Origin of the sequence: Kiloniella spongiae (assembly GCF_001026905.1) — a bacterium.
GTDB lineage: Bacteria > Pseudomonadota > Alphaproteobacteria > Kiloniellales > Kiloniellaceae > Kiloniella > Kiloniella spongiae.
Window position 1 is genome coordinate 48,334 of record NZ_LAQL01000002.1, and the last position, 22,482, is coordinate 70,815.

Genomic DNA, 22,482 nt, shown 5'->3' on the forward strand with positions numbered 1-22,482 from the left:
AAAATAACGGTTTAGTATTATACTGTCATGGCACGAAAACCCGAAGGAAAATTGAAAAGAGGCTGGACCACCGGTGCCTGTGCCACTGCGGCAACCAAAGCGGCCTATACAGCTCTTGTAACAAATCAATTTCCAGATCCTGTTACTATAACTCTCCCAAAAGGAGAGCAACCCGCTTTTGCTCTTTGCAGAGAAGAAAAAGACGATTGCTCGGCCATGGCAGCAATTATAAAGGATGCGGGCGACGATCCGGATGTCACCCATCATGCCACAATAATCTCTCGGGTTCGACATGGCGTGCCTGGAAGCGGCATAATCTTTCACGCTGGCGAAGGGGTTGGCATGGTTACAAAACCTGGTTTACCCATTCCTGCGGGGGAGCCAGCAATCAATCCGATCCCAAGAAAAATGATGACTGAGGTCATCACAGAAATTGCCCATGCGCACAATCTGCCCGGTGATGTCGAAATTGAAATATCCATTCCCGATGGCAAAGAGCTGGCTCAAAAAACATGGAATCCACGCTTGGGTATTCTTGGTGGCCTGTCCATTCTGGGAACCACAGGCGTTGTTATTCCCTTTTCCTGCTCGTCCTGGATTCATTCCATTCACCGCGGCATTGACGTTGCCATAGCCACCAATCGTCCACACGTTGCCGGTTGCACAGGATCAACATCAGAAAAAGCAGTTATGGATCTTTATAATTTGGAAGATACAGACATGCTTGATATGGGGGATTTTGCCGGGGGGATGCTCAAATATCTGCGAGACCACCCTGTCCCTAAACTGACTATAGGCGGTGGCTTTGGTAAGCTGACAAAACTTGCCATGGGCCATATGGATCTTCATTCTGGGCGAAGTCAGGTCGATATGTCGTGGCTCGCCGATAGATTGCGTGAAATAGACGCCTCCGAAGATATCATTGAAGAAGCACAAACAGCCAATACAGCAAACCAGATCCTTTTACGTTGCCTCGCCGAAGATGTTCCTTTGGCTGAAAAGATCGCTTACCTCGCCCGAACCGAAGCCTTGAAGATTCTAAGAGGGAATACTGAAGTTGAAGTAATCATCATTGACCGACCCGGGACCATCGTCGCTAAAACCGGGTTTGCAAAATGACCTCACAGACCTTCAGGACAACAACGGGGAAAACAAATCATAATGACACTCAGCCACGCATTTTGATTCTGGGCGGCACCACCGAAGCTAACGAGCTTGCAGAGCACCTATCCAAAGACCCAACCTTTCATGTAACGACATCACGCGCGGGGGTCACAGTAAACCGTGCGAAAGTATCAGGTAACGAGAGGATGGGTGGCTTTGGCGGTGTGGAAGGTCTCATAGAATATCTCAGAACAAGCGCCATAAACGTCGTTATAGATGCCACGCATCCCTTTGCATCAACAATAACCGGCAATACCTGGACAGCGTGCCAAAAGTTTGAAATTCCTCACCTTATCTTGCAGCGTTCAGCTTGGTGCGCAGAACAGAATGATAACTGGATTGAGGTTCCTGATATTCAGACAGCACAGGAATATTTACGAACTTTAGAAAATTCTATGACCGTTTTTCTGACGACAGGACAGAAGAAACTCGACGGTTTCATCGCAATCAAACAGCATAAATTCATAGCCAGAATGATTGAACCATCTGTCTCAGACGCAGAGAAACAGAACTTAAAAATAATCTTACAACGTGGTCCCTTTTCTGAGGATGAAGAAACTCGCCTTGTAAAAGAAGAAAAAATTGACCTGATTGTCTGCAAAAACTCAGGTGGCACTGCAACTTACGCCAAACTAATCGTCGCCCGAAAACATAATATCCCTGTACTGATGATATCGCGACCACCGCTGCCATCTGCGATAGTGAAATCCACTGTCAAAGGCATTCTCAGTTGGTTACAGAATCACTTCTCAGCCCTGTGATTTTACCTTCGAAATATCCCGTTACAAAAAAACCAAAACCAATCATTAGACACTCTATCGAAATGAAAGCGCTGATATCATGCGTATTAAACTTGAAAAAGAACGAAGAGCCGAAATTATTGAAGCATTGATCAATTTTCACTATTCAGAATTTGACGAAGATATCAGCGAATTTCGTGCGGCAGAGGTGATCGATTTCCTCCTCAAAAAGATTGGACCATCACAATACAACCAAGGTATCGCCGATGCTCGGAAATATATCGCAGAAAAGCTTGATGATCTGGATACCGAATTTTATGAACCCGAAGATTAGATAGTATTTTTTTGTTATCTATCGGTAATGATTCACATAACATCAAACAAGGACAACAACTCGCTTCTGATTTTATTGGTGAAATTTCAATTACCTCTTTAGTATCATCCAGATAAAAAATCTTACTTTGAACGGGATGAAAAATGCTGCGCTGGGGAATTCTATCGACTGCCAAAATTGGTGTAGAACACGTTATTCCGGCAATTTTAAATGCAGACAATGCTGTGATTGCCGCTATCGCCAGTCGGGATAAGTCAAAGGCAGATGCCCTTGCAGAACGCTTTGCTATTCCACATACCTTTGGGTCTTATGATGATCTACTGGCAAGCAACCTTGTAGACGCCGTTTACATCCCCCTGCCCACTGCACATCATGTGGAATGGTCTATCAAGACAGCAAATGCGGGAAAACATGTGCTTTGTGAAAAGCCAATTTCTCTAAAGGCATCTCAAATCGCAGAGATCATTCAGGCACGGGATAAAAATAACGTCCTGGTTTCAGAAGCATTCATGATCACCTATCACCCTCAATGGCACAAAATACGTGATTTAATCCAAGGTGGTGCCATCGGTACTCTTTCCCACGTTCAATCCGCGTTTACCTACTTCAACAAAGACAGCAATAATATGCGGAACATCCGCGAATTAGGCGGTGGCGCCTTACCTGATATCGGTGTTTACCCAACCGTCGCGACACGTTTCGCAACGGGTGTTGAACCTGTCGCCGTTTCCGCAAAGGTAAAATATGATAAAGATTTTGGTACCGATGTTTTTGCCTCCTGTCGTGCTGATTTTGGTGACTTTGAAATGACCATGTATGTGGCAACACAACTCGCACATCGACAGGAAATTTCATTCCACGGTGATAAAGGATGGATTGAAGTTTCAGCCCCGTTTAATGCGGGTCTTTACGATGCAGATAAAGTAACACTGCACAATACAAGCCATTCCGAAAAACAGGAATTTCACTTCCCCGGCGCGAACCAATACAAGCTACAGATAGAAGCCTTCTCACGCGCAGTGCTTACCAGAACTTCTGCAGATATTGCAAAAGTTTTTACCCTTGAAAACTCACAAAAAAATCAGCGTTTAATTGATACAATCTACGTGGCTGGCGAGAGCGGGCTTTGGGAAAACATTTAACGGGTGATCTGTAAAGGAGCATCTGGCTTTCTAATCCCACTAGATGAGAAACTTGCTTTTTTTCAATTTCACTTCTATGTTTTCCCCACTCTTCAACAGAGACAACACTTAAATTTATAAAAAATCGACGATATAGCTTTTAGTGTTGCCCTTCTAATTCACCTGCTCATAAATCCTGAGTACCAAAATGACAATTAAAGCAATTCTCCAAAGCGGAGATGAAATTCAGGTCAATGGGCCTCTTATGCTGATGGCAGACGACGGGCATATTGCCGTAAGCCCTGAATTGTTTTCCTGCGCCCAGAACGGACAGTTTATCAAGATCCATATTGATAAACTCAGAAGAGCAAACTTCTCGGAAGACAGCCTTGGTAAAATAAAAGAATTAATGTCCTCTGAACTGCCGAGCATTAAAGAAGTCTGGAAAAAGCTGCATAATCACCACATTCAGAATTAAAGTCATTAATCAAAATACTTCTGTTTTTTGATATTAATACTTCAGGAAAATACTTCTTGGACTCCGCCAAAACACACCCAAAAATAGAAAAATAACTTTTCACACAAATAATGTGATACATTAGGTACTTATTTTAGCCCGCAGCAAAGATTATTACCATGACCAATGATCTTCGTAGTGTATCTATTTCTCACGTCCATTATATAGCTTTAATGTTCATCGTAAGCTTGGCTTTTGGAATACTCTTTCCCCTAAAGATCTCCCTAGCCACTGAATATCAAATTTACAGCTATCACAATGTTCCCCCATTTATTGTCGGTGAGAACAAAGGCTTGAGTCACGATCTTGTGAATTATCTAAATAAACACGGCGCAAAAAAGTTCCAATTTAAACTCAGTATCCTTCCCAGAAAGCGATTGGACAATCTGCTAAAAGCAAACAGCGATATAATCATCCCCTGGGTTTCACCGGATTGGTTTGGGCCGGATGCAAAAAGTAGGTTTGAATGGACCACACCTCTCATATCCGACGGAAATGTTTATTTTTCACGTAAAGACCGTTCCATAGAAGTTAAAAGTATGGGGGATCTTGAGGATTTATTGTTGGGCGGCGTACTTGGTCACCGCTATGCACGGATTGACAATGAAGTCGCAAAAGGATCTTTTTCCAGAATGAATGCGCCTCATGAGCGAAACCTTATCAAAATGCTTGTAGGCAAACGTGTTGATATCGGAATAATGGCAGAAAGCTCTGCACGCTATCTGGTATGGGAAGAAAATCTTAGTGAAGAAATTCATTTCAGTACCTATAAACACAGCATCTTTCTTAGACGCTTTCTCATAAGTGGATATCTTCCACAGGCCAGAGAATTCCTTGATAGCATGATACTAAAAATGAAAGATGATCCGGAATGGAACGCCATTAAATCACGCTACCAACTCCCCATCGAAGTCAACTAATTCCCCTTCCGGTCAAAGTATCTCCCTAGTCTCGTCATTACCTTGGCACAAACATTGATTGTACTTTAAGCATAGGAAGGATAGTTCCCATGTTTAAAATTACATTTTTCCTCGTATCGTTGTTGAGTGGGCAACAGGAAATGACTATTGGGGGATCAGAAACCTACGCAACCTACGAAAGTTGCAAAACCTCGGCCGAGTTTGTTGCCCAGAACTCACCCGAAGGTTATCAAACGATATGGGAGTGCAAGAAAACGAGCTGATAGAGCCAAACTATTCACTATTGTTCCATAGACTATTGTATTTAAAGCATCCAAATATTTTACTCTCTCAAAACGATACTTTAAGCCCACCTCCTTTCTTGCGTATCTTTTCTAATACGGCCTGAGCAACGGCAATATCCTGTAAAACGATGCCAGAGCTGTCAAAAATAGTAATGTCTCTTTCGCCCGTCCGCCCTTTACACACGCCCGTTAAGACTCTGCCGATTGCCGTAATATCCTGCTCCCGGATCAACTCTTGTTGGGTCGCGCTTTGAAATTCTCCGATCTCAACAGACTGTGGCGGGTGATCAGCAAAAAGCTTGCCGCCCTCTACTAAGCGAGGGTCCAGTTCCTGTTTGCCCTTTTTATCGGCTCCCATCGCCGAGATGTGGGTTCCAGGACGCACCCACGCTGATTGGATTAACACTTGGGTTGAGGGCGTGACTGTGGTGATGATATCCGCCTCTCCAGCAGCCATCTCCAGATCTGAGGTCGCAGAAAATTGGGCAAAAGACTGATTTGAGGCGCTCGCGGATAATTCTTCTGCCAATTCCGCGGCATGGTTTAGATTACGGCTCCAGATCAGCACCCGAGAAATCGGGCGAATGTCACAGAGGGCTGCGATTTCGCAGCGGGCCTGATGCCCGGCCCCTACCAGCAAAAGAACCTCGGCATCCGGTCGCGCCAGAACATTGCTTGCAACCGCATTGGCCGCGGCAGTGCGCAAACCGTTCAGCGCCACAGCATTAAATAACACCGTCGGCATACCTGTGTCCGGATCCAGTAACAAGGTTGTTGAGCCGTGATTGGTCAAACCCATGTCCCGGTTGTTCGGCCAATAGGTTCCGACCTTCATTCCGACAACCCCCTCTGGAGCCGACATTCCTGATTTTATCGCCACCATACTCTCATCGGGTACTCCCCGGCCAATGGTTACCGGGAACAAACGGCTATCCGGTTTGGTGATTGCAATCAGGGCTTTTTCAACAGCCGCAAAGGCAAGATCACGAGTCACATACTCTGCAATATCAGATGCACTGATAACGGTTAATTCGCTCATAACTCTATCTCCTTACCAGCCAGAAAACCGGGGCCAGATAGCCTCGACTTCCGCTTGTTTGTTGATGACGTGATAGGCCCCGTGCTGCGCCGCAGTAGCACAAGCATGATTGGGCAAGATACGCAACTGGTCACCGATTGATAATTTGGGCAGACACGCACTTGATCCACGACGCACCCCGATGATCCCGTGTTCTTGTTGCGCATCCAGCACCAGAACATCTGTCAGGATGATGCCGTCCGGTAGGCAAACCTGCCCATAACCATAGTCTTCAGCTTGGGATGCTGTTCCCCGGTCGCGGGACAAGGCCATCCAGCCGGCATCAATGACCAGACGGCTGGCATCTGGGTTAGTACTGATCACCGTGCTGAGGACGCTCAACGCAATATCGTCTTTTCTGCACACCCCCACCCCCGACTGGACCAGATCAAAGAACATAAAGACTCCCGCTCGCAGTTCGGTAACGCCTTCGTAGCTTGTCCCCATCAAGGCCGTTGGCGTGGAGCCGATACTCACAATCGGACACGGCAGGCCAGAATTACAGAGGGTTTGCGCCGCCGCACAAGCTGACTTTGCTTCATTGTCGGCAGAATGCTGCAGGTCAGCGGGATCTGAAAGCGCGTAACTTTCACCCGCATGGGCCATCACCCCTCGTAACTGCTGATACCTGTCGAGTTCTCTCCCAATAGCAAGAAGCTGAATGCTATCCTCGGGGCGAACGCCCGATCTGTGTCCATCCAAGTCGAGCTCAATCAAGGTCGGGATGGTTTGCCCAGTCTGCTCATAAAACGCGGACAGATGCTCGGCCATCTCAACATTGTCGACAACAACCTTTAGATCAATACCTTCAGCTCTCAAACCAGCAACACGTTTGAGTTTTTGTGGTGAAATGGCAACCGCATAAAGCAAATCAACGGCACCGCTGCGCCCAAGAACCTCTGCTTCTTTCAAGGTAGAGACTGTTGCCCCGCCGCCACTTGCTTTCAGAGCCAAAGAGGCAACCTCTAGCGACTTGGAGGTTTTTAAATGCGGCCTCAACAGCGTCGATCTAGATGTCGCGACTTTTTTCATGCGCTCAAGATTGGTCTCTAGGCGATCTCGGTCCAGTAACAAACATGGTGTATCCAAATCGTGAATTTTATTACTCATAGAGACGCCCTTTCTTCTAATTCGTTTTCTTGTTGCAGTTTGCACCTGGATCAACGAAAAGGTAAATTTATGATTTTTCACTTTAAACGTTAGATAAACTAATGATTTCATCAACCGACTTGCAACTTGTCCAAGCCATCGCCAGAGGAGGCTCCCTCGCCGCGGCTTCACGCACGCTCAATGTCACGGCCTCCGCTGTCAGCCAGCGACTTTCAAGCCTTGAACAACGCCTTGGGCTGAAATTGGCTGAGCGCTCAGGCGGAGCAAGCCTTGTAATGACTACAGAAGGTGAACTACTTGCCGCCCGGGCCGAACAGCTTCTCAATACCCTTGATGGGCTAGAGGAAGAAATCGCAGCCCAACGTGGCATTATTTCAGGTCATCTGAAAGTCATCGCCCCTCTTGGTTTCGGCAGACTTCGTATTGCACCATTACTCGCTACTTTTCAGACACAAAACCAAGGAATCACAGTTAACCTGCAACTCAGCGATCAATTGGGGCACTTACCGCGTGACAGTTGGGATATTATCTTCCGGGTTGGCCCCTTAAAAAACAGTGATTTACTGCGAACCACCATAGCATCCAACAGACGTATTCTTTGTGCTTCTCCGGATTATCTGAAACAACACGGTTCCCCCCGCACCCCCGCTGATCTAACGAACCATCAATGCATTGCTATCCGTGAAGATGACGAAGACGTCACCTTATGGCGGTTCACAGGTAAAGAAGGAAAACGTTCTGACATCCGTATCGCCCCGCCCCTTGCCAGCAACGACGGCGAGGTCGCCAAAGGCTGGGCGCTCTCTGATCGCGGTATTATTCTAAGATCGGAATGGAGTGTTCGAGAAGATATCAAAGCGGGCCGCCTGACAGAGCTCCTCCCCCACTGGCAAGCACCCGACGCCCCGGTCACTGCCTTGACACACCACAACTCAACAAAGCCAGCCCGGGTTCAATTGTTTTTGGATTTTGCCAAAGAAAGGTTAGGGAAAACCGTATAATTTCCCCAAAACCCTTCGTATCAAAATGATAGAATAAAGTTTTCCATACAGAACTCACCCGAAGATTACCGAACGGTTTGGGAACGTAAGAAAACGGGCTGAGATGGCTTTATTTCGCTATTTGTATATGAATATGATCATCATGGCGAGCAGCTCTACATCCTTGGAAACGAATAATTTTATTAGAAACACCTAAACGCTTAGCCAAATAAGGTTCGACAAATATTTTCGACACCTTATAAGATTGTCCTTGATTCGCAAGCCATTGCAACGCCACCGAGGTTCTTTCTCGATCAAGTTGGTAGTGTTGTTTATTCAAAAATTGAAACCAATCCATATCCCATCGTAAATTCCAATTATCATCATTATTGGAACAAAGTTGACTACGGCTATCAGTAGGTTGCTCGAACCCCCAATATCCGATTGGGGATTTGGTTTTTCCCACCACATATTCGTTTTTATCATTCCGATAATAAAACGCGATATCAAGCTTTCTCCCATCATCGTGGGATAAATGCGGCAACAGAGGAAATTTGTCAAAAAATGGAAAGTTAGCGTCAAGAGCCTGTGTTTGTGTTCTTGGAAATCTGGCGTCTATACTACTCGCCAGAGCATTCCCAAGCTCTAACAATTTGGGGGTAACATAATGCCTGTTCAGCAAACAATAAAGCGGAGACTGAACTGCAATTTTATCTGTTTGATCTGAAAAACAAGGAAGTGCTACACGGCCAAACTGTGGTGCGATAAATATCGAGCCGCCCCATAACAAGCCATAAAAAATAGCAAATAGAAGAAAACCATAACCAAATTTCAATTTCCCTACTCGAGCTATATACTTTTTAAATACCAAAGAAAGAAGGTAAGCAACACCGCCAATTTGTGTAATTACTGTTAGAATCACGACAATGACAAAGTGCAAAAGGCATCGAAAAATATTAATCATACTGTTTGTTCAAGTATTTTTATTACCAGAATTTAAAAACTGTATTACATCCTGCACATCGATTGTGACCAAAATAAAAAAGAGAGGCTCTGGGGCCTCTCTTCTTAACCATAAAACCTAATTGACCTCAATCCAGCCCGCCCGGCACATTGGCTTCGTGTTCCACGGCTGCGGCTTTTTTCTTATCTTTCCCAAGACGCAGGACGTGAACAAAATCCGGATCGTAGAGTTTGCTGTCGATGAAGTCTTTATCATCCGCCAGCACGTGTCCGACAAGGATAAGGGCTGTGCGGGTGATCTTGGCTTCACGGGCTTTTTCACGCACGTCTTTGAGGGTACAGCGTATGATCAACTCATCCGGCCAGGTCACGCGATAGGCAATCACCACGGGGCAATCTTCGCCGTAATGCGGGGTCAGGGTTTCCTGAACGTGTTTAAGATTACGCACCGATAGATGGATGGCAAGGGTCGCACCGGACTTGCCAAAGGTATCCAGATCTTCGTTATTGGGCATTGCCGAAGATTTCATGGCTGTTCGTGTCAGGATAATCGACTGACTGACTTCCGGTAATGTCAGTTCCTTCTGGATAACCGCAGAGGCCGCAGCATAGGCTGAAACGCCGGGGACAACTTCGTAATCAATACCCAGTTGATCAAGGCGGCGCATCTGTTCAGCAACAGAACCATAAAGACAGGGGTCACCGGAATGCACCCGGGCAACATCCTTGCCGTCTTTATGGGCCGTATTGATATCCTCGATAATCTCATCCAGGTTCATCGGGGCCGTGTCTTTGATCAGCGCGCCTTCTGGTGCAAAGGCAATAACACCTTCGGGGACCAGCGATCCTGCGTAAAGACACACAGGACACTTGGCAATGAGATCACGGCCCCGAATGGTAATGAGATCCGGTGCACCCGGACCAGCGCCAATGAAATAAACCGTCATGCTGCTGATCCTTCTGTGATCGTTTTCACTTCACCCGTCTCGTCAAAGTTCTCATAGAGATGGGCTTTCTTTTCATAGCCACGCGGTGTGTAAACCCAGCATGAGCCGTCAGATTTTTCAATCTTGCGCGAGGTAGATGACCCCACAAGGACAACGGTCAACATATCAACCTGATCCGGTGTCAATTCATCAAGCCGCAGCACTGTCATACTCTCACCTTCGCGACCAAGATTACGGCCCAGCATAACCGGCGTATCTGCCGGACGGTGTTGAAGGAGGATTTCAACCGCTGTGGCTAGTTGTTTCGTCCGACGACGAGAAACCGGATTATAGAAGGCAATAACAAAATCGCCCTGTGCTGCTGCATTCAAACGCTTTTCAATGGCTTCCCACGGGGTCAGAAGATCAGAGAGAGAGATCGTGCAGAAGTCGTGTCCCAAAGGCGCGCCGATACGAGCAGAAGCCCCTTGTAGTGCAGAAATACCCGGCGTCACCTGAATATCAACACGGTTCCAGTCCGCCCGTTCTCCGCGATCCAATAGCTCAAAGGTCAAAGCGGCCATGGCATAAATTCCGGGATCACCTGAACAAACCAAAGCAACCGAGCGCCCTTCGGCAGCAAGATTCAGGGCAATGCGCACCCGCATTTCTTCTTCGCCCAGTTCATAACCATGACGATCCTTGCCTTCGGCCAAGGGACCAAGCAGATCAAGATAGAGATGATATCCGACCAAATCTGTAACACCGCGAACCACACGATCCACTTCCGGTGCACGCCAGCTTTGATCACCCGGACCAAGGCCAACCACAAATAGTTTACCGCGCGCTTGACCCAGGGTTGAGGTATCAATGATACCTGTTGCTTCTCCGATCGCACAGGTTGCGCGTTTGGATTTATTTTTCGCAACACGCAACTTGCCTGTCTCGCCAACAGCAGCAAGGGCAGATCCTTCGGACACACCATGGCAGCCGACCTCGGCAAAGACGATATCTGATGGTGTTTCTAAACGTGGAGTTTGTTTTTCAAGCTCTGCCGCCGGGAAGAAACGTGCAGGAACGTCCAGTTCAGCAGCAAGAGCCTGAACAGCAGTTTCATCTGCTTTAACATCAATAGAGAACACCCCCGCTAGGGCTTTCGGCGAAAGCCCCCCAGCTTTGAGGGTCTCAGAAACAAGTTTTGAAAGTTCTTCTGATTCTGCATTGCGTTCGCAACCAACACCAAGCGAGAGCGTTGCTGGGTGCAGGACAAGCTCTTTCTCAGAGCCCGCGAGATCCTTCTCGGTTACCGTGATAACAAGCTCACCGTTGTCAGAGATTGGAAGGCTCCCCGCCTTCACCCAGTCAGCTTCCCCGTTGAGTTGAACCTTGGCACCAGCCAATACAACGGCGATAAAAGCTTTGTAATCTTGCGGGTTGCCAAGCTTCCAGCCAGCAGGCGGATTATCCAGGGCAATGCCGAAACGATTATCAGAAGCTGTGGTAATAGAAGCAGAAACATCCAGCTTGGCAGAAAGATCCTTGGCAAGGTCATTAGCCCCGTGATGACCGCCAAGTAAGGGAACCACCGCAGAGCCGTTTTCAGCAACAGCAATAACAGGTGGTTCAGCGCGCTTATCAGCCAAGAGAGGTGATAGACCACGAATCAAAACACCAGCGGCACAGATACCAACAATGGCGCGCCCTTCGCGGAAAAGCGATTGAAGATGCACGATGGTTTCATCAAAAGAAACATCTGCGCCTTCCACACGACCCACACGGCCATGAACTTCACCAGCGCCATAGGCATCACGTAGTTGTTTGGCAAGTTTCGCACCTTCTGCTGTCAGAGCAACAAAGGCAGGGGAGTGATCAAATTTTTGCGTCATTACAGTGTCCAGGCCTCACCACGTTTGTGGACCAAAATCATTGAGAAGTAAGGTGCCTTGGCATCCCCCACTTCGCTTAAGGGCATTACTTTCTGGTTTTCCATGGTTGCGCGTTCCACATAGCGCGCACAATCAACCAAATCCAGTTCTTCAAGAATGCTGCGAATTTTTTCAAAATGACGACCAACCTTGATGATCGCCGCAGCCTGCACATTGCGCAGACGTTGCTTCATAATATCGGCATCGACAGGACCGGGAATAATAGTCATGACATCGTTCCGCGCAGCCAAAGGCGCGCCGACCATTGCCGAACAGGCCATCAGCGAAGAAACGCCAGGGACGACTTCAACTTCAAAGCGTTCCATCATACGCCCAAAGAGATACATAAAGGAGCCATAGAAAAAAGGATCGCCTTCGCAAAGCACGACAACGTCCTGTCCTGCGTCCAGAAATTCTGCAATATCTTTGGCCGCCTGGTCATAAACATCCTGTGCCGGGAAACGCTCTGTAACCATCGGTATCCGGATTGGGTATTCGGTCTGTCCACCGGGTAGATGTTCCGCCACAATTGTCCGTGCCAGACTATCGCCAACATCCGGTGCCGGATAAGCCAATACCTTGGTCTTCTGGATCAAGCGCAAGGCTTTTAAAGTCAAAAGCTCAGGATCGCCGGGCCCAATGCCGACGCCATAAAGTTTACCCGTCATATCTTTTCGTCACTGCATACTGGGTTACAGGCATCGCCGCCCGCCAGCCATGATAAGGTCCAATGGGGGATGCCTGATTAATCGAAATACGATTAAGTTCTCCCCCTACTTTTTTATGCCATTCAAAGAGCTTCATTTCGCCTTCCAGCGTCACAACGTTTGCGACAAAGCGACCTCCAGGCTTTAAAGCCTTCCAGCAGATATCAAACAATCCATCAGAAGTGGCCCCTCCGCCAACAAAAATGGCATCTGGTCGCTGCTCTTCTTTCATCAACTCGCCGAGAACAGAAAGAAGTTCCCCTTCCTTGATAGACAGAAAGGGTGTCCCCAAAGCCTGAGCATTTGCCGCAATACTTGAAAGACGCTCTTGATCCCGCTCGATAGCAACAGCCTTTGTTCCCTGTGCGGCACGCATCCATTCGATAGAGATTGATCCGCAACCAGCGCCCAGATCCCAAAGAACCTGTCCCGTCATCGGCATCAGAGCAGACAGGGTCGATGAGCGCACAATCTTTTTCGTCAATTGCCCATCATGCACAAAGGCATCATCAGGCAATCCGGGAACAGTCGGCAAGACTTCTGCGCGGTGCGTTGCAATACACTCAACAGCAATTGTGTTCAGATCAGCACAGGCAGGATAGGACCAACAGTGCGCAACACCGTCAAGTACCTGCTCTTTCTCTCCACCCATGTGCTCAAGAACAGTAATCTTACTATCGCCAAAGCCACGGTCCGTCAGCAAAGAAGCAACTTCGGCTGGCGTGGTTCCGTTCTCACTCAGCATGAGCAACTGTGCTCCGGGTTGAACATGCGGATGAAGCAAGCTCAAAGGACGTCCGTGTAGCGTTAGCATATCAACATCCATCATGGCCCAACCAAGTCTGGAACAAGCAAGTGAATAGGATGAGATACCGGGAACAACAAGCATTTCACAAGCGGGAATGCGTTTGGAGAAGGTGGCCCCAACACCGAAGCACATCGGATCGCCCGACGCCAGAATACAGATGCTCTCTCCTCTTCGAGAGAGTATCTTCTCGACCATCGAAGAAAAGGGGGAGGACCAGTTTATTTGTTCTCGAGGATCTTCGCCCAACATTGCCAGATGACGTTCTCCGCCGACAAGTACTTTTGCCTGATCGAGCAAACGACGAGCAACAGGCGTCAGGCTATCCAGCCCTTCTTCGCCAATACCCAAAATCGTGAGCCAGGCACCCGTGTTTGCTTCAGAAGTCATTTGTTATCCTTTGCCACCGCATTCAGCGCAGCGGATGCAATGGCACTTCCCCCGCGACGACCACGCAATGTCATGTAAGGGATGTCAATATTGGCAGCAATCAAGGCATCTTTTGATTCAGCCGCACCAACGAACCCGACAGGAAAGCCAAGAATTGCAGCAGGCTTCGGTGCACCATCATGCAAAACTTCCAGTAATCTGAACAGCGCTGTCGGCGCATTCCCTATGACGACAACAGCGCCCTCAAGATGCTCTTTCCACAATTCCACCGCAGCGGCGGATCTTGTATTTCCGATTTCTTTGGCAATTTCCGGCACACGCTCATCAATCAAGGGGCACAAGATCTGATTATTCGCAGGAAGCCTGTTTTGAATAATGCCATCACGTGCCATACGACAATCAACAATAATGGGCGCGCCCGCTTTAAGGGCAGCCCGCCCCTTCGCCGCGAAATCATCAGTCCAGGCAAGATCATCAATAACTTCCGGCATTCCGCAGGCATGAATGATACGCACAGCAACATCAGCAACATCAGCAGGCATCTTCCCAAAATCCGCAGCGGCCTCTATCTGCGCAAATGACTCGCGATAAATTTCCTGTGGATCCCGGATATAGTCGTATTCAATCGACATACTTAAAAACCTTGATCCGCTTATCTACGAGCTTTTATCATCTTTGGCCATGGTCACAGGCCCAAGAGGGTGATCCGCATGCGGATAGGGATGATGGTGGTGGTCGTGATCATGCCCATGATCGTGACTATGACCATGTCCATGAGAATGACCGTGTGAGTGATCGTGCCCATGAGAGTGATCATTCTCATGAGAGTGGTCATCAGCAGTGCCAGTACCGATACCTTCAACATGATGATGGTGACTTTCCTGCGGCAGGCCAATTTCTGCTTCAAAACCCAGAACCTGTTCTCTGTATTTACAGAGCTTACAGTTCATCACGTTGGTTCCATCCAGGATTTCCTGAACGCGATCAGCAAAGGCATCAAGAACCTGCGGATGATCTGACAGATAAGGCGCTTTCACAAAATCAATATCTGAATGTGCTTCGGCCACAACATCTGTGTAATCATAAATGCGTTTCACCAAAATGCCTGTGAAAAGGAAGTAAGGGAAAACGATAATACGTTTGTACCCAAGCTTCGCCGCATGTTCCAGACCAGGTTGAACCAACGGGAAAGTAACACCGGAATAACAAACTTCTCCCCAGCCAAAGCCAAACCCTTCCCAGAGAAGACGCATCACTTTGTTAACGTTGGAATTTGCATCCGGATCTGATGCACCACGACCAACAACCATCAACATAGTCTCGTTGATAGGCATTTCGCCGTTTTCTTTGTTGGCGCGATCAACTGCTTCTTGAATACGGTCAGCAGCAGCTTTGATCAGTTTGGTATCAATGCCCAACTCGCGCCCATATTCGATCTTCATGTCTGGATGTTGTGCTTCGTATGTACGTAACACGGACGGAATGTCGTTCTTCGCGTGACCAGCCGCAAAGAGCATACCCGGAATAGCCAAAACCAAATCATGTCCAGATTCACGCAAGTTATCCAGACCAGTACGAATAATTGGCGTTGCAAACTCCAAGAAACCGCTATCGACTTCGTATTGAGGCAAGCGCTCACGAATACCCCGGGCAACGGATTCAAACTCGCGGACGGCGCCTTCATCACGGCTGCCATGTCCACAAACCATTACACCAATTTTTGGACCGTTTTCGGTCATTATACTCACCTCATCCATCATTTTTTAGCAACAGGGCGGCGTTGCTACGATACACTTTTATCAAATTATGGCTTACGACTACTTGACCTGTAACAAGACTGCTAACATTCTCGCGCCATGTTGATGTCGTATTTGGTCCAAGAACCACTTTTTTTACCAATCCTGATCCTGATTACAGCTATTTTCATAGATATTGTAATCGGCGATCCTGCATGGCTGTATCGCTATGTTCCTCACCCCGTTGTCATTATCGGGAAGGCCATAGAAGTCAGTGAACGCCGAATGAATAATCCCAAGAACAACCGAATGACCGGAATTCTTCTCGGGGCCTTACTCTCTATCGGAATCATTGCTCTGGCCGTTGCTGTCGGTCTTATACTCTCACGCGCGTTGGGGCAAGTATCTCATGGCTGGATTGTCGAATCCATCCTTGCTTCCAGCCTTATCGCCTACAGAGGTTTGGGAACAGCAGTTCATAATGTCGCCACTGCACTTGCACAAAGCTTGGAGGAAGGCAGAAAAGCCATCAGCCATCTGGTCGGACGAGACCCCGAAAGTCTGGACGAAGCAAGTATCTGCCGCGCGGCAATAGAAAGTATGGCAGAAAATTTTTCTGACGGTGTTGTTGCCCCCGTGTTCTGGTTTGCTCTTTTTGGTCTTCCCGGACTTTGTGCCTACAAGGCAATCAATACGCTGGACAGTATGATCGGCCACAAGAACGAACGCTACGAAGCTTTTGGTAAGTTCGCCGCACGTCTGGATGATTTGGTCAATCTAATCCCGGCGCGTCTGGCTGGGTTACTCTATGTGCTCGCTGGCCTCTTAATTTCGAGAGCATCAGCAGCCAGAGCCTTCAAGGTTATGCTTCGTGATGCAGGCCAACATCGTTCCCCCAATGCAGGATGGCAAGAAGCTGCCGTTGCAGGTGCGCTTGGTTTCGCCCTTGCTGGCCCTCGCAAATACCCGGGTTATGTCGTCGATGATCCCTGGATGGGTGACGGTGGCCGCAGCGACCTTGCAGCGCCAGACATAAAGCTGGCTCTGAAACTCTATATAGGGGCGGGCTTTTGGATGTTGTTTCCTTTAGGGGTTTTGCTGATTTATTTCTCTTTTTTCTAACGATCAGATGAAGGATTTGACTAAACCGGAAACAGATAACGCCATCAACAACACGAGAACCACATAGCGATAATGAGTTGCTGAGCTGCGCTGGAAAATATAGTTGCCCAAATAGATGCCCAAAGTTACAGGAACAACCAACAATAAAGCCCGTGCAATTGTAACCTGATCCAAAAGACCTGCAAAAACCAAAGCTCCTGTTCCATAAGCATCAAGAATAAGAAAATACAGGTTCATGGTCGCCCGAACCACTTCTGCCGGAAGTGCCGCTGCCATCATATAGATAGCAACAGGTAATCCTCCCAAAGAAGCAGCACCATTAGCAACGCCTGAAATCAGACCTACGGAAAGATTTTTAGCACTGCTTTCTTTTACTCTAAAACGGGCACCCAAGAACAACAAAATACTTGCGATCAATACGCCCAACGAGATTGCAATGCGCAACGGATCTGCAGGTATTATTTTTAATAAAAAAACACCCGCCGGAACACCAATCGCAGCCCCGACACAAAGCCACCGCAATAGTCCCCAATGGATGGCTGTCCACGTCATGCGGGCCATGACCAAGCTTGAAACCATCTCAAGTAGTAAAGCAATCGGCACGACTTCAACTGGTAAAAGCACCAGGGTTAATGACGTCACCACAAGTGCAGAAAGACCAAAGCCTGCAAATCCGCGGCAAAGCCCAGCAACGGATCCGCAAAACAAAACATACAACAGATCAAGAGCATCCAACTGAACTTGTTCTAATAAAAACGCCATCACCCTGCCCTGTTTTTTATTTACGAGCCTGTCACAGATTACACCTGAACATCTTGACCAACTCTCGATCTAAGCAGAAGGACGAACCAACTGCACAACCTCATTTACAACGGAATAATCCTGATAACCAAGGCGAGCCAAAGGTTTCATCTTGGTCGCATCAACCATACCGTCCGTGAGATAGGCTTCATCAATGTGCATCCCGACTACTTCCCCAAGAATTAAGGTATAGTGTTTGCCTTCGTGGTTCTTCGGTAAGTCCAAGCTTTTAAAAAGCTTACATTCAAAATGGACCGGTGCTCCTTTTACACGGGGAGGCTTGATAATCTGTGAAGGAAGCTTCTCAAGGCCTGCTGCCTCAAACTCATCCACATCAGCCGGAGACGATCTTGAGCTTTCATTCATTGCCGTGCGTTGTTCCCAAGAAACGAGATTGAAAACAAATTCTTCGGTTTCAACGATGTTCCGAAGTGTATCCTTCGTGCCTTCTTCCCTACTATCCGGCGCTATGCCCACACCGATAATTGGCGGTTCATCAGCAAAAGCATTGAAAAAACTATACGGAGCCAGATTACAAACACCCTCAGTTGATTTCGTTGAAAGCCAGGCAATAGGCCGTGGGAGTACGCAAGCTTTAAAAGGATTATAAGGCAAACCATGCTCTTTATGTTTGCCGGGAACAAAAAACATCTATGTCTCCGAATAAATGGCAGCAATTGAAAACTGCAGCAAAGAAAGTATCGGAGCTTAGGATGTTCTTATAAAAATCTAAAGCCCATAAAATCTAAAGGCGAGTTTTGTGAAAAATCCAATCCGGAACAAGCCTTATAATGAGCATAATGCCACCCCAAAACCAGGGTGTGTAAACCACAGATTTTTTTCTATCTAATGCTCTAACAATGAGCCTGGCAATCTGTTCAGGTTTTGCCCATAACGCCCCTTTAGAAAAACTGGCTGTCATCGGCGTATCAACAAAGCCCGGTTTAATAGTCAAAACCTGCACACCAGACTTGGCAAGACGATGCCGTAAACCCTGTAGGAAGATAGAAACAGCACCTTTTGCTGCCCCATAAACATAGTTTGATTGCCGACCTCGATCCCCAGCGACAGAAGAGATAACGGCAATTGAACCGTGGTTTTGAGCCTCGAAAATATTAGCAAAATAAGTCAGTATTGCAAAAACACTCGTCGCATTGATCTCAAACGCATTAAGCGTATGCTCGACAGAAGCTTCACAGCTTTTTTGATCAGGAAGAATACCGTGGGCAACGAAAAGAATATCGATGCCGCCAAGCTGTTCTATAGCATTCGCAAAAAAAGTTTCATTATCATGCTGTCCTGAAGCATTATATGCCCACGTGTGAACATCATTAGCCCCACGGACTTTCAGGTCATTGGCAATAACAGAGAGTCTTTCCTGATCTCGTGCTAACAAAAACAGGTTATCACCACGTAATGCAAAAATCCTTGCTGTTGCCTCTGCTATAGCTGACGTCGCCCCGATTATAAGTATTTTTTTCATATGCTTCCCAATAGCTTAATGTTCGACATCTAAACCCAGACGCTTTGACTGCAAAGAAGCAAAGATGCCAACCGCGCCATATCTTTCCCTGACAGACTGGAATGCCTCCCACTCAGGGTATCCTTTCTGGAAAACCCGATCACTCATGCGCGCATCTTTCGTGAGGTAGATCCTCCCCCCATAGTCGTGCACAATGACATCCAGTTGGTCCAACAACTCAAATGTTCTCGGACTGACCTTAAAATCCAACGCCAGCGTATAACCTTCAAACGGAAAGGAAAGAAGGTTATCATTGCCTTTACCAAAAACCTTAAGGACAGACAGAAAAGATCCCGCGCCAGATTGAGATATCTTTTCAAGGACACAGGTCATTCCCTCTAATCCCGCGTCTTTTGGAATAACAAACTGGTATTGCACAAAGCCTTTAGCCCCATAAAGTCGCGTCCAGTTCCCGATACCATCCAAAGGATAAAAATAAGGGCCATAGTGAACATGCCGCTCTTGAATTTGCGCACGTACTCGACCATAGTAGAGACTATTAAAAGCCCCCACAGAATACTTATTCAGGCAAAAGCCGGGCATGTTAAAAGGAATGGAAGATGTTGCTTTTTTCAAGTCAACATATCCGCCTTTTTCACTGTGGTTTCCCAGCATCAATAAAGATCGACCAAGCTCTTTTCCTTGTTTTAGACAGTCAATCCAGGCGACTGAATAAGTGGCCGAACGGTACTCGGTAAAAAGCTCCAAACATTCTTTCAGGTTAGCTGCTTTGTAAGTCGTTTCTTCAATAAAGCTACTTTCAATTTTCTGTAGTCTGATCGATGCATCAAGAATAACCCCTGTCAGCCCCATCCCGCCGCAAGTTGCCAAAAACAAATCTCTGTTTTCAGATGGCGAACAATTGAATATTTCTCCACTGGCAATCAATATTCGAAAAGACAAAACATGGTCACAAAAAGTGCCGACGTTATGATGATTCTTTCCATGGACATCACTTGCAATTGCCCCACCGACAGTTACAAATCTTGTTCCCGGCGTAACTGTCGGGAACCAACCTTTGGGCACAAAGACATCCAAAATATCATCGAGGCTGACACCCGCATCACATGACAGGATACCTGTTTCATCATCAAAGGAATGAAAGCGATTTAAATATTTTGTTGATATGACAGTTGACGAAAGAGAACTATCACCATAGCTACGCCCCAATCCCCGGGCGATAAACGACTTTGCGTCTTCGTCTTGTAAATTTCGCTGTAATGCATCCCCCGACACAGGATTCAAAATTTCGGCCTCAGCGTCTGGATATTGTCCCCAACCACTGATTAGCATTTTGTTTCCTTTGAGATAAATACGTACTTCTTATCCAATTGATACTTAATCCAATATCCAATTCCAAGACCGATTACACCTCCGAAATAGCGCATCATTCTATCATCAAAAATAAAATGAAACCCAAATTCAAAGGTCCAGAATATTAGCGTCGTGAAAACCCCCATCATCGTATAAAGCATAAAAATTTTGCTTTCATGCCCCATACCACTCGTTCGGTAACGAAATATATACCTTTTATCTAGCAAATACTTAGTAATGAGACCAACCGCCGTCCCCGCCCCTACGGACAAAATCAGAGCAAATGGGCCGGAATAAACTTTCAGGAATAAATCCTGAGAAGCGATATTTGCGATCGTCGCTAAAATAGCAAAAAGACAATAACTCAATAAAAGATTCATTAAGAACTTCGGTTTTAAAAATTAGATATGAATAATAAGAACCAAGAACAAAGCAAAAGTCACCCCTTTATTGGATTAAGTCTTGCAAAGTTAATGCGCCCCAAACACTGGGTTAAGAACGGCTTTGTTCTAGCTCCTCTACTGTTTACAGGACTTTTTTCCAACCCAGAGGCAATCTCGAAAACGCTTGCCGTTACCTTCTTATTCTGTATCGCATCATCAGCTGTTTATGTCCTCAATGATATTAAAGATATAAATCATGATCGAAAACATCCTAAGAAGTCACAAACACGCCCCTTGGCTTCTGGTGCGATCTCAATTCCACAGGCCTTTATTCTACTTGCCTGCCTCTATAGCATTTTAATTGCAGGCTATTTCTTTTCCCCAGAAGCAACGCTTGTTCTCTTTGCCTATGTCATCCTTAACATTGGATATAGTTTTTATCTAAAACATCAACCTGTTCTGGATATATTTACAATTGCAATTGGTTTTGTTTTACGTGTATTTGCGGGTGCAACAGTATTAAATGTGCCCGTCTCAGCGTGGATGTTTGTCACCACCCTATGCCTCGCCCTCTTTCTTGCCGCAATTAAAAGGCGACAGGAATTACAAGACAGCGGCGCCTCTGGCAGAGAAGTCCTGGGGTCTTATTCAATATCCCTGGTCAATCGTTTTGCCGAAATGGCGGCAACAGGTGCGCTTGTTTTCTATAGTCTTTTTGTTGTCACCACGCGCCCTGAACTCGCAATTACAATCCCGATCGTCTTGTTTGGTATTTACAGATATTGGTACATAGTCGAAATGACAAATGCAGGTGAATCCCCGACAGAAGCTCTGTTTTCTGATCCCCAATTAATGCTCACAATTACCATATGGGCCGCCGCCTCGGCTTACATCGTTATCTCAGGGCAAGCACCTTTATCCATATAAAAAAGAGACCACGATTAGGGTCTCTTTTTAAGTGATACAAAATGTATTCAGAAATCAATTAGAATTCTATGCCACGTTGAGCTTTGATATTCTGATCTCTAAAGGGATGCTTGACCAAGGTCATCTCTGTAACTAAATCTGCGATTTCGATCATTTCTTCCTTGGCATTCCGCCCCGTAATTACGACGTGTAGATCTTCTGGTTTGTTCTCAAGGAAATCAACAACTTCCTCCAGAACCAGATGATCATAACGAAGTGTAATATTCAGTTCGTCCAAAACAATCATGTCATATTTTGGATTATCACCACGGCACGCATCAATCATTTCTTTCGATTTAGCCCATGCTTTTTCAGCGGCAGCAATATCGCGTTCTCTGTCTTGCGTATCCCAGGTAAAACCTTCGCCCAGCGCATACATTTCAACCTGATCAGGGAATTTTTCCAGAACGTATTTTTCGCCTGTTTCCCACTTACCTTTTACAAACTGTACAACACCGATTTTCATACCGTTGCCGACAGCACGCGTCGCCAGGCCAAATGCAGCAGTCGATTTACCCTTACCTTTACCGGTATGAACAATGATCAAACCTTTTTCGTTAACCTTGTTCGATAGCATTTTATCGCGGGCAGCTTTGCGTTTTTTTGATTTTTCGTTGGCACGTTCAAAATCTTCCGCGCTCTGTTTCTCTTCCGTATCACTCATTTAATGTCTC

General features: G+C 46.7%; 25 protein-coding genes. 10 read left to right on the forward strand and 15 right to left on the reverse strand.

Annotated elements, in window-relative coordinates; translation table 11 throughout:
• Positions 1-27: 27 nt before the first annotated feature.
• From WH96_RS00220 to WH96_RS21815, 7 genes are all read left to right on the forward strand, one after another.
• Positions 28-1,119, forward strand: coding sequence for a cobalt-precorrin-5B (C(1))-methyltransferase (locus tag WH96_RS00220; protein WP_047762142.1), 1,092 nt, complete (start codon positions 28-30; stop codon positions 1,117-1,119).
• On the forward strand, positions 1,116-1,925 hold the full coding sequence (locus tag WH96_RS00225; RefSeq protein ID WP_047762143.1) for a cobalt-precorrin-6A reductase: 810 nt from the start codon (positions 1,116-1,118) through the stop codon (positions 1,923-1,925). Before WH96_RS00220 ends, WH96_RS00225 begins: the two co-directional genes overlap by 4 nt.
• A 79-nt stretch (positions 1,926-2,004) precedes the next feature.
• Positions 2,005-2,238, forward strand: coding sequence for a DUF2164 domain-containing protein (locus WH96_RS00230; RefSeq protein ID WP_047762144.1), 234 nt, complete (start codon positions 2,005-2,007; stop codon positions 2,236-2,238).
• Between the two features lie 143 nt (positions 2,239-2,381).
• Positions 2,382-3,380, forward strand: a complete 999-nt coding sequence (locus tag WH96_RS00235) for a Gfo/Idh/MocA family protein (protein ID WP_047762145.1) — start codon at positions 2,382-2,384, stop codon at positions 3,378-3,380.
• Between the two features lie 187 nt (positions 3,381-3,567).
• Positions 3,568-3,837, forward strand: a complete 270-nt coding sequence (locus tag WH96_RS00240) for a hypothetical protein (protein ID WP_047762146.1) — start codon at positions 3,568-3,570, stop codon at positions 3,835-3,837.
• A 158-nt stretch (positions 3,838-3,995) separates the two neighbouring features.
• Entirely contained in the window at positions 3,996-4,796 is an 801-nt protein-coding gene (locus WH96_RS00245) for a substrate-binding periplasmic protein (protein WP_047762147.1), read from the forward strand.
• Between the two features lie 89 nt (positions 4,797-4,885).
• Entirely contained in the window at positions 4,886-5,059 is a 174-nt protein-coding gene (locus WH96_RS21815) for a hypothetical protein (protein WP_156176641.1), read from the forward strand.
• Positions 5,060-5,126: 67 nt separating this feature from the next.
• Here WH96_RS21815 and WH96_RS00250 read toward each other — a convergent pair whose 3' ends face one another.
• Together WH96_RS00250 and WH96_RS00255 are read right to left on the reverse strand one after the other, a co-directional pair.
• The gene (locus WH96_RS00250) at positions 5,127-6,119 is read right to left on the reverse strand and encodes an ornithine cyclodeaminase family protein (RefSeq protein WP_047762148.1); all 993 of its coding nucleotides are present in this window, start codon (positions 6,117-6,119) and stop codon (positions 5,127-5,129) included.
• A 12-nt stretch (positions 6,120-6,131) separates the two neighbouring features.
• Complete coding sequence (locus WH96_RS00255; protein ID WP_047762149.1) at positions 6,132-7,268, reverse strand: alanine racemase; 1,137 nt, start codon at positions 7,266-7,268, stop codon at positions 6,132-6,134.
• A gap of 101 nt (positions 7,269-7,369) precedes the next feature.
• Between WH96_RS00255 and WH96_RS00260 the strand changes: the two genes are divergently transcribed.
• A complete protein-coding gene (locus tag WH96_RS00260; protein ID WP_047762150.1) occupies positions 7,370-8,269 on the forward strand; it encodes a LysR family transcriptional regulator in 900 nt (299 codons plus the stop codon).
• A gap of 109 nt (positions 8,270-8,378) precedes the next feature.
• On the opposite strand, the gene WH96_RS00265 is transcribed toward WH96_RS00260, so the two are convergent.
• The 7 genes from WH96_RS00265 to WH96_RS00295 all read right to left on the reverse strand — a co-directional run bounded on the left by WH96_RS00265 (position 8,379) and on the right by WH96_RS00295 (position 15,703).
• A complete protein-coding gene (locus WH96_RS00265) occupies positions 8,379-9,212 on the reverse strand; it encodes a hypothetical protein (RefSeq protein ID WP_047762151.1) in 834 nt (277 codons plus the stop codon).
• 127 nt (positions 9,213-9,339) lie between these two features.
• Complete coding sequence (cobM, locus tag WH96_RS00270; protein WP_047762152.1) at positions 9,340-10,158, reverse strand: precorrin-4 C(11)-methyltransferase; 819 nt, start codon at positions 10,156-10,158, stop codon at positions 9,340-9,342.
• Positions 10,155-12,023, reverse strand: a complete 1,869-nt coding sequence (gene cobJ / locus WH96_RS00275; RefSeq protein ID WP_047762153.1) for a precorrin-3B C(17)-methyltransferase — start codon at positions 12,021-12,023, stop codon at positions 10,155-10,157. Before cobJ ends, cobM begins: the two co-directional genes overlap by 4 nt.
• Entirely contained in the window at positions 12,023-12,730 is a 708-nt protein-coding gene (locus WH96_RS00280) for a precorrin-2 C(20)-methyltransferase (protein WP_047762154.1), read from the reverse strand. Before WH96_RS00280 ends, cobJ begins: the two co-directional genes overlap by 1 nt.
• Complete coding sequence (locus WH96_RS00285; protein WP_047762155.1) at positions 12,720-13,964, reverse strand: bifunctional cobalt-precorrin-7 (C(5))-methyltransferase/cobalt-precorrin-6B (C(15))-methyltransferase; 1,245 nt, start codon at positions 13,962-13,964, stop codon at positions 12,720-12,722. The genes WH96_RS00280 and WH96_RS00285 overlap by 11 nt, the downstream gene beginning before the upstream one ends.
• On the reverse strand, positions 13,961-14,596 hold the full coding sequence (locus WH96_RS00290) for a precorrin-8X methylmutase (RefSeq protein ID WP_047762156.1): 636 nt from the start codon (positions 14,594-14,596) through the stop codon (positions 13,961-13,963). Before WH96_RS00290 ends, WH96_RS00285 begins: the two co-directional genes overlap by 4 nt.
• Positions 14,597-14,620: 24 nt before the next feature.
• Positions 14,621-15,703, reverse strand: a complete 1,083-nt coding sequence (locus WH96_RS00295; RefSeq protein WP_047762157.1) for a sirohydrochlorin chelatase — start codon at positions 15,701-15,703, stop codon at positions 14,621-14,623.
• Positions 15,704-15,826: 123 nt separating this feature from the next.
• Here WH96_RS00295 and cbiB point away from each other — a divergent pair, with 123 nt between their 5' ends.
• Positions 15,827-16,822 carry an adenosylcobinamide-phosphate synthase CbiB gene (gene cbiB, locus WH96_RS00300; RefSeq protein WP_047762740.1) on the forward strand — a complete coding sequence of 332 codons (996 nt, stop codon included), beginning with the start codon at positions 15,827-15,829 and terminating at the stop codon, positions 16,820-16,822.
• Between the two features lie 3 nt (positions 16,823-16,825).
• On the opposite strand, the gene WH96_RS00305 is transcribed toward cbiB, so the two are convergent.
• From WH96_RS00305 to WH96_RS00325, 5 genes are all read right to left on the reverse strand, one after another.
• Entirely contained in the window at positions 16,826-17,584 is a 759-nt protein-coding gene (locus WH96_RS00305) for a sulfite exporter TauE/SafE family protein (RefSeq protein WP_047762158.1), read from the reverse strand.
• 69 nt (positions 17,585-17,653) lie between these two features.
• Positions 17,654-18,274 carry a flavin reductase family protein gene (locus WH96_RS00310; RefSeq protein WP_047762159.1) on the reverse strand — a complete coding sequence of 207 codons (621 nt, stop codon included), beginning with the start codon at positions 18,272-18,274 and terminating at the stop codon, positions 17,654-17,656.
• Between the two features lie 94 nt (positions 18,275-18,368).
• Positions 18,369-19,106, reverse strand: coding sequence for an SDR family oxidoreductase (locus WH96_RS00315; RefSeq protein WP_047762160.1), 738 nt, complete (start codon positions 19,104-19,106; stop codon positions 18,369-18,371).
• Positions 19,107-19,121: 15 nt separating this feature from the next.
• The gene (locus tag WH96_RS00320) at positions 19,122-20,438 is read right to left on the reverse strand and encodes an FAD-binding oxidoreductase (protein ID WP_047762161.1); all 1,317 of its coding nucleotides are present in this window, start codon (positions 20,436-20,438) and stop codon (positions 19,122-19,124) included.
• On the reverse strand, positions 20,432-20,839 hold the full coding sequence (locus WH96_RS00325) for a GtrA family protein (protein ID WP_047762162.1): 408 nt from the start codon (positions 20,837-20,839) through the stop codon (positions 20,432-20,434). The genes WH96_RS00320 and WH96_RS00325 overlap by 7 nt, the downstream gene beginning before the upstream one ends.
• Before the next feature lie 27 nt (positions 20,840-20,866).
• On the opposite strand from WH96_RS00325, the gene WH96_RS00330 reads away from it, so the two are divergent.
• Complete coding sequence (locus WH96_RS00330) at positions 20,867-21,769, forward strand: decaprenyl-phosphate phosphoribosyltransferase (RefSeq protein WP_047762163.1); 903 nt, start codon at positions 20,867-20,869, stop codon at positions 21,767-21,769.
• A gap of 58 nt (positions 21,770-21,827) precedes the next feature.
• On the opposite strand, the gene cobO is transcribed toward WH96_RS00330, so the two are convergent.
• Entirely contained in the window at positions 21,828-22,472 is a 645-nt protein-coding gene (cobO, locus tag WH96_RS00335) for a cob(I)yrinic acid a,c-diamide adenosyltransferase (protein ID WP_047762164.1), read from the reverse strand.
• Positions 22,473-22,482: the final 10 nt, after the last annotated feature.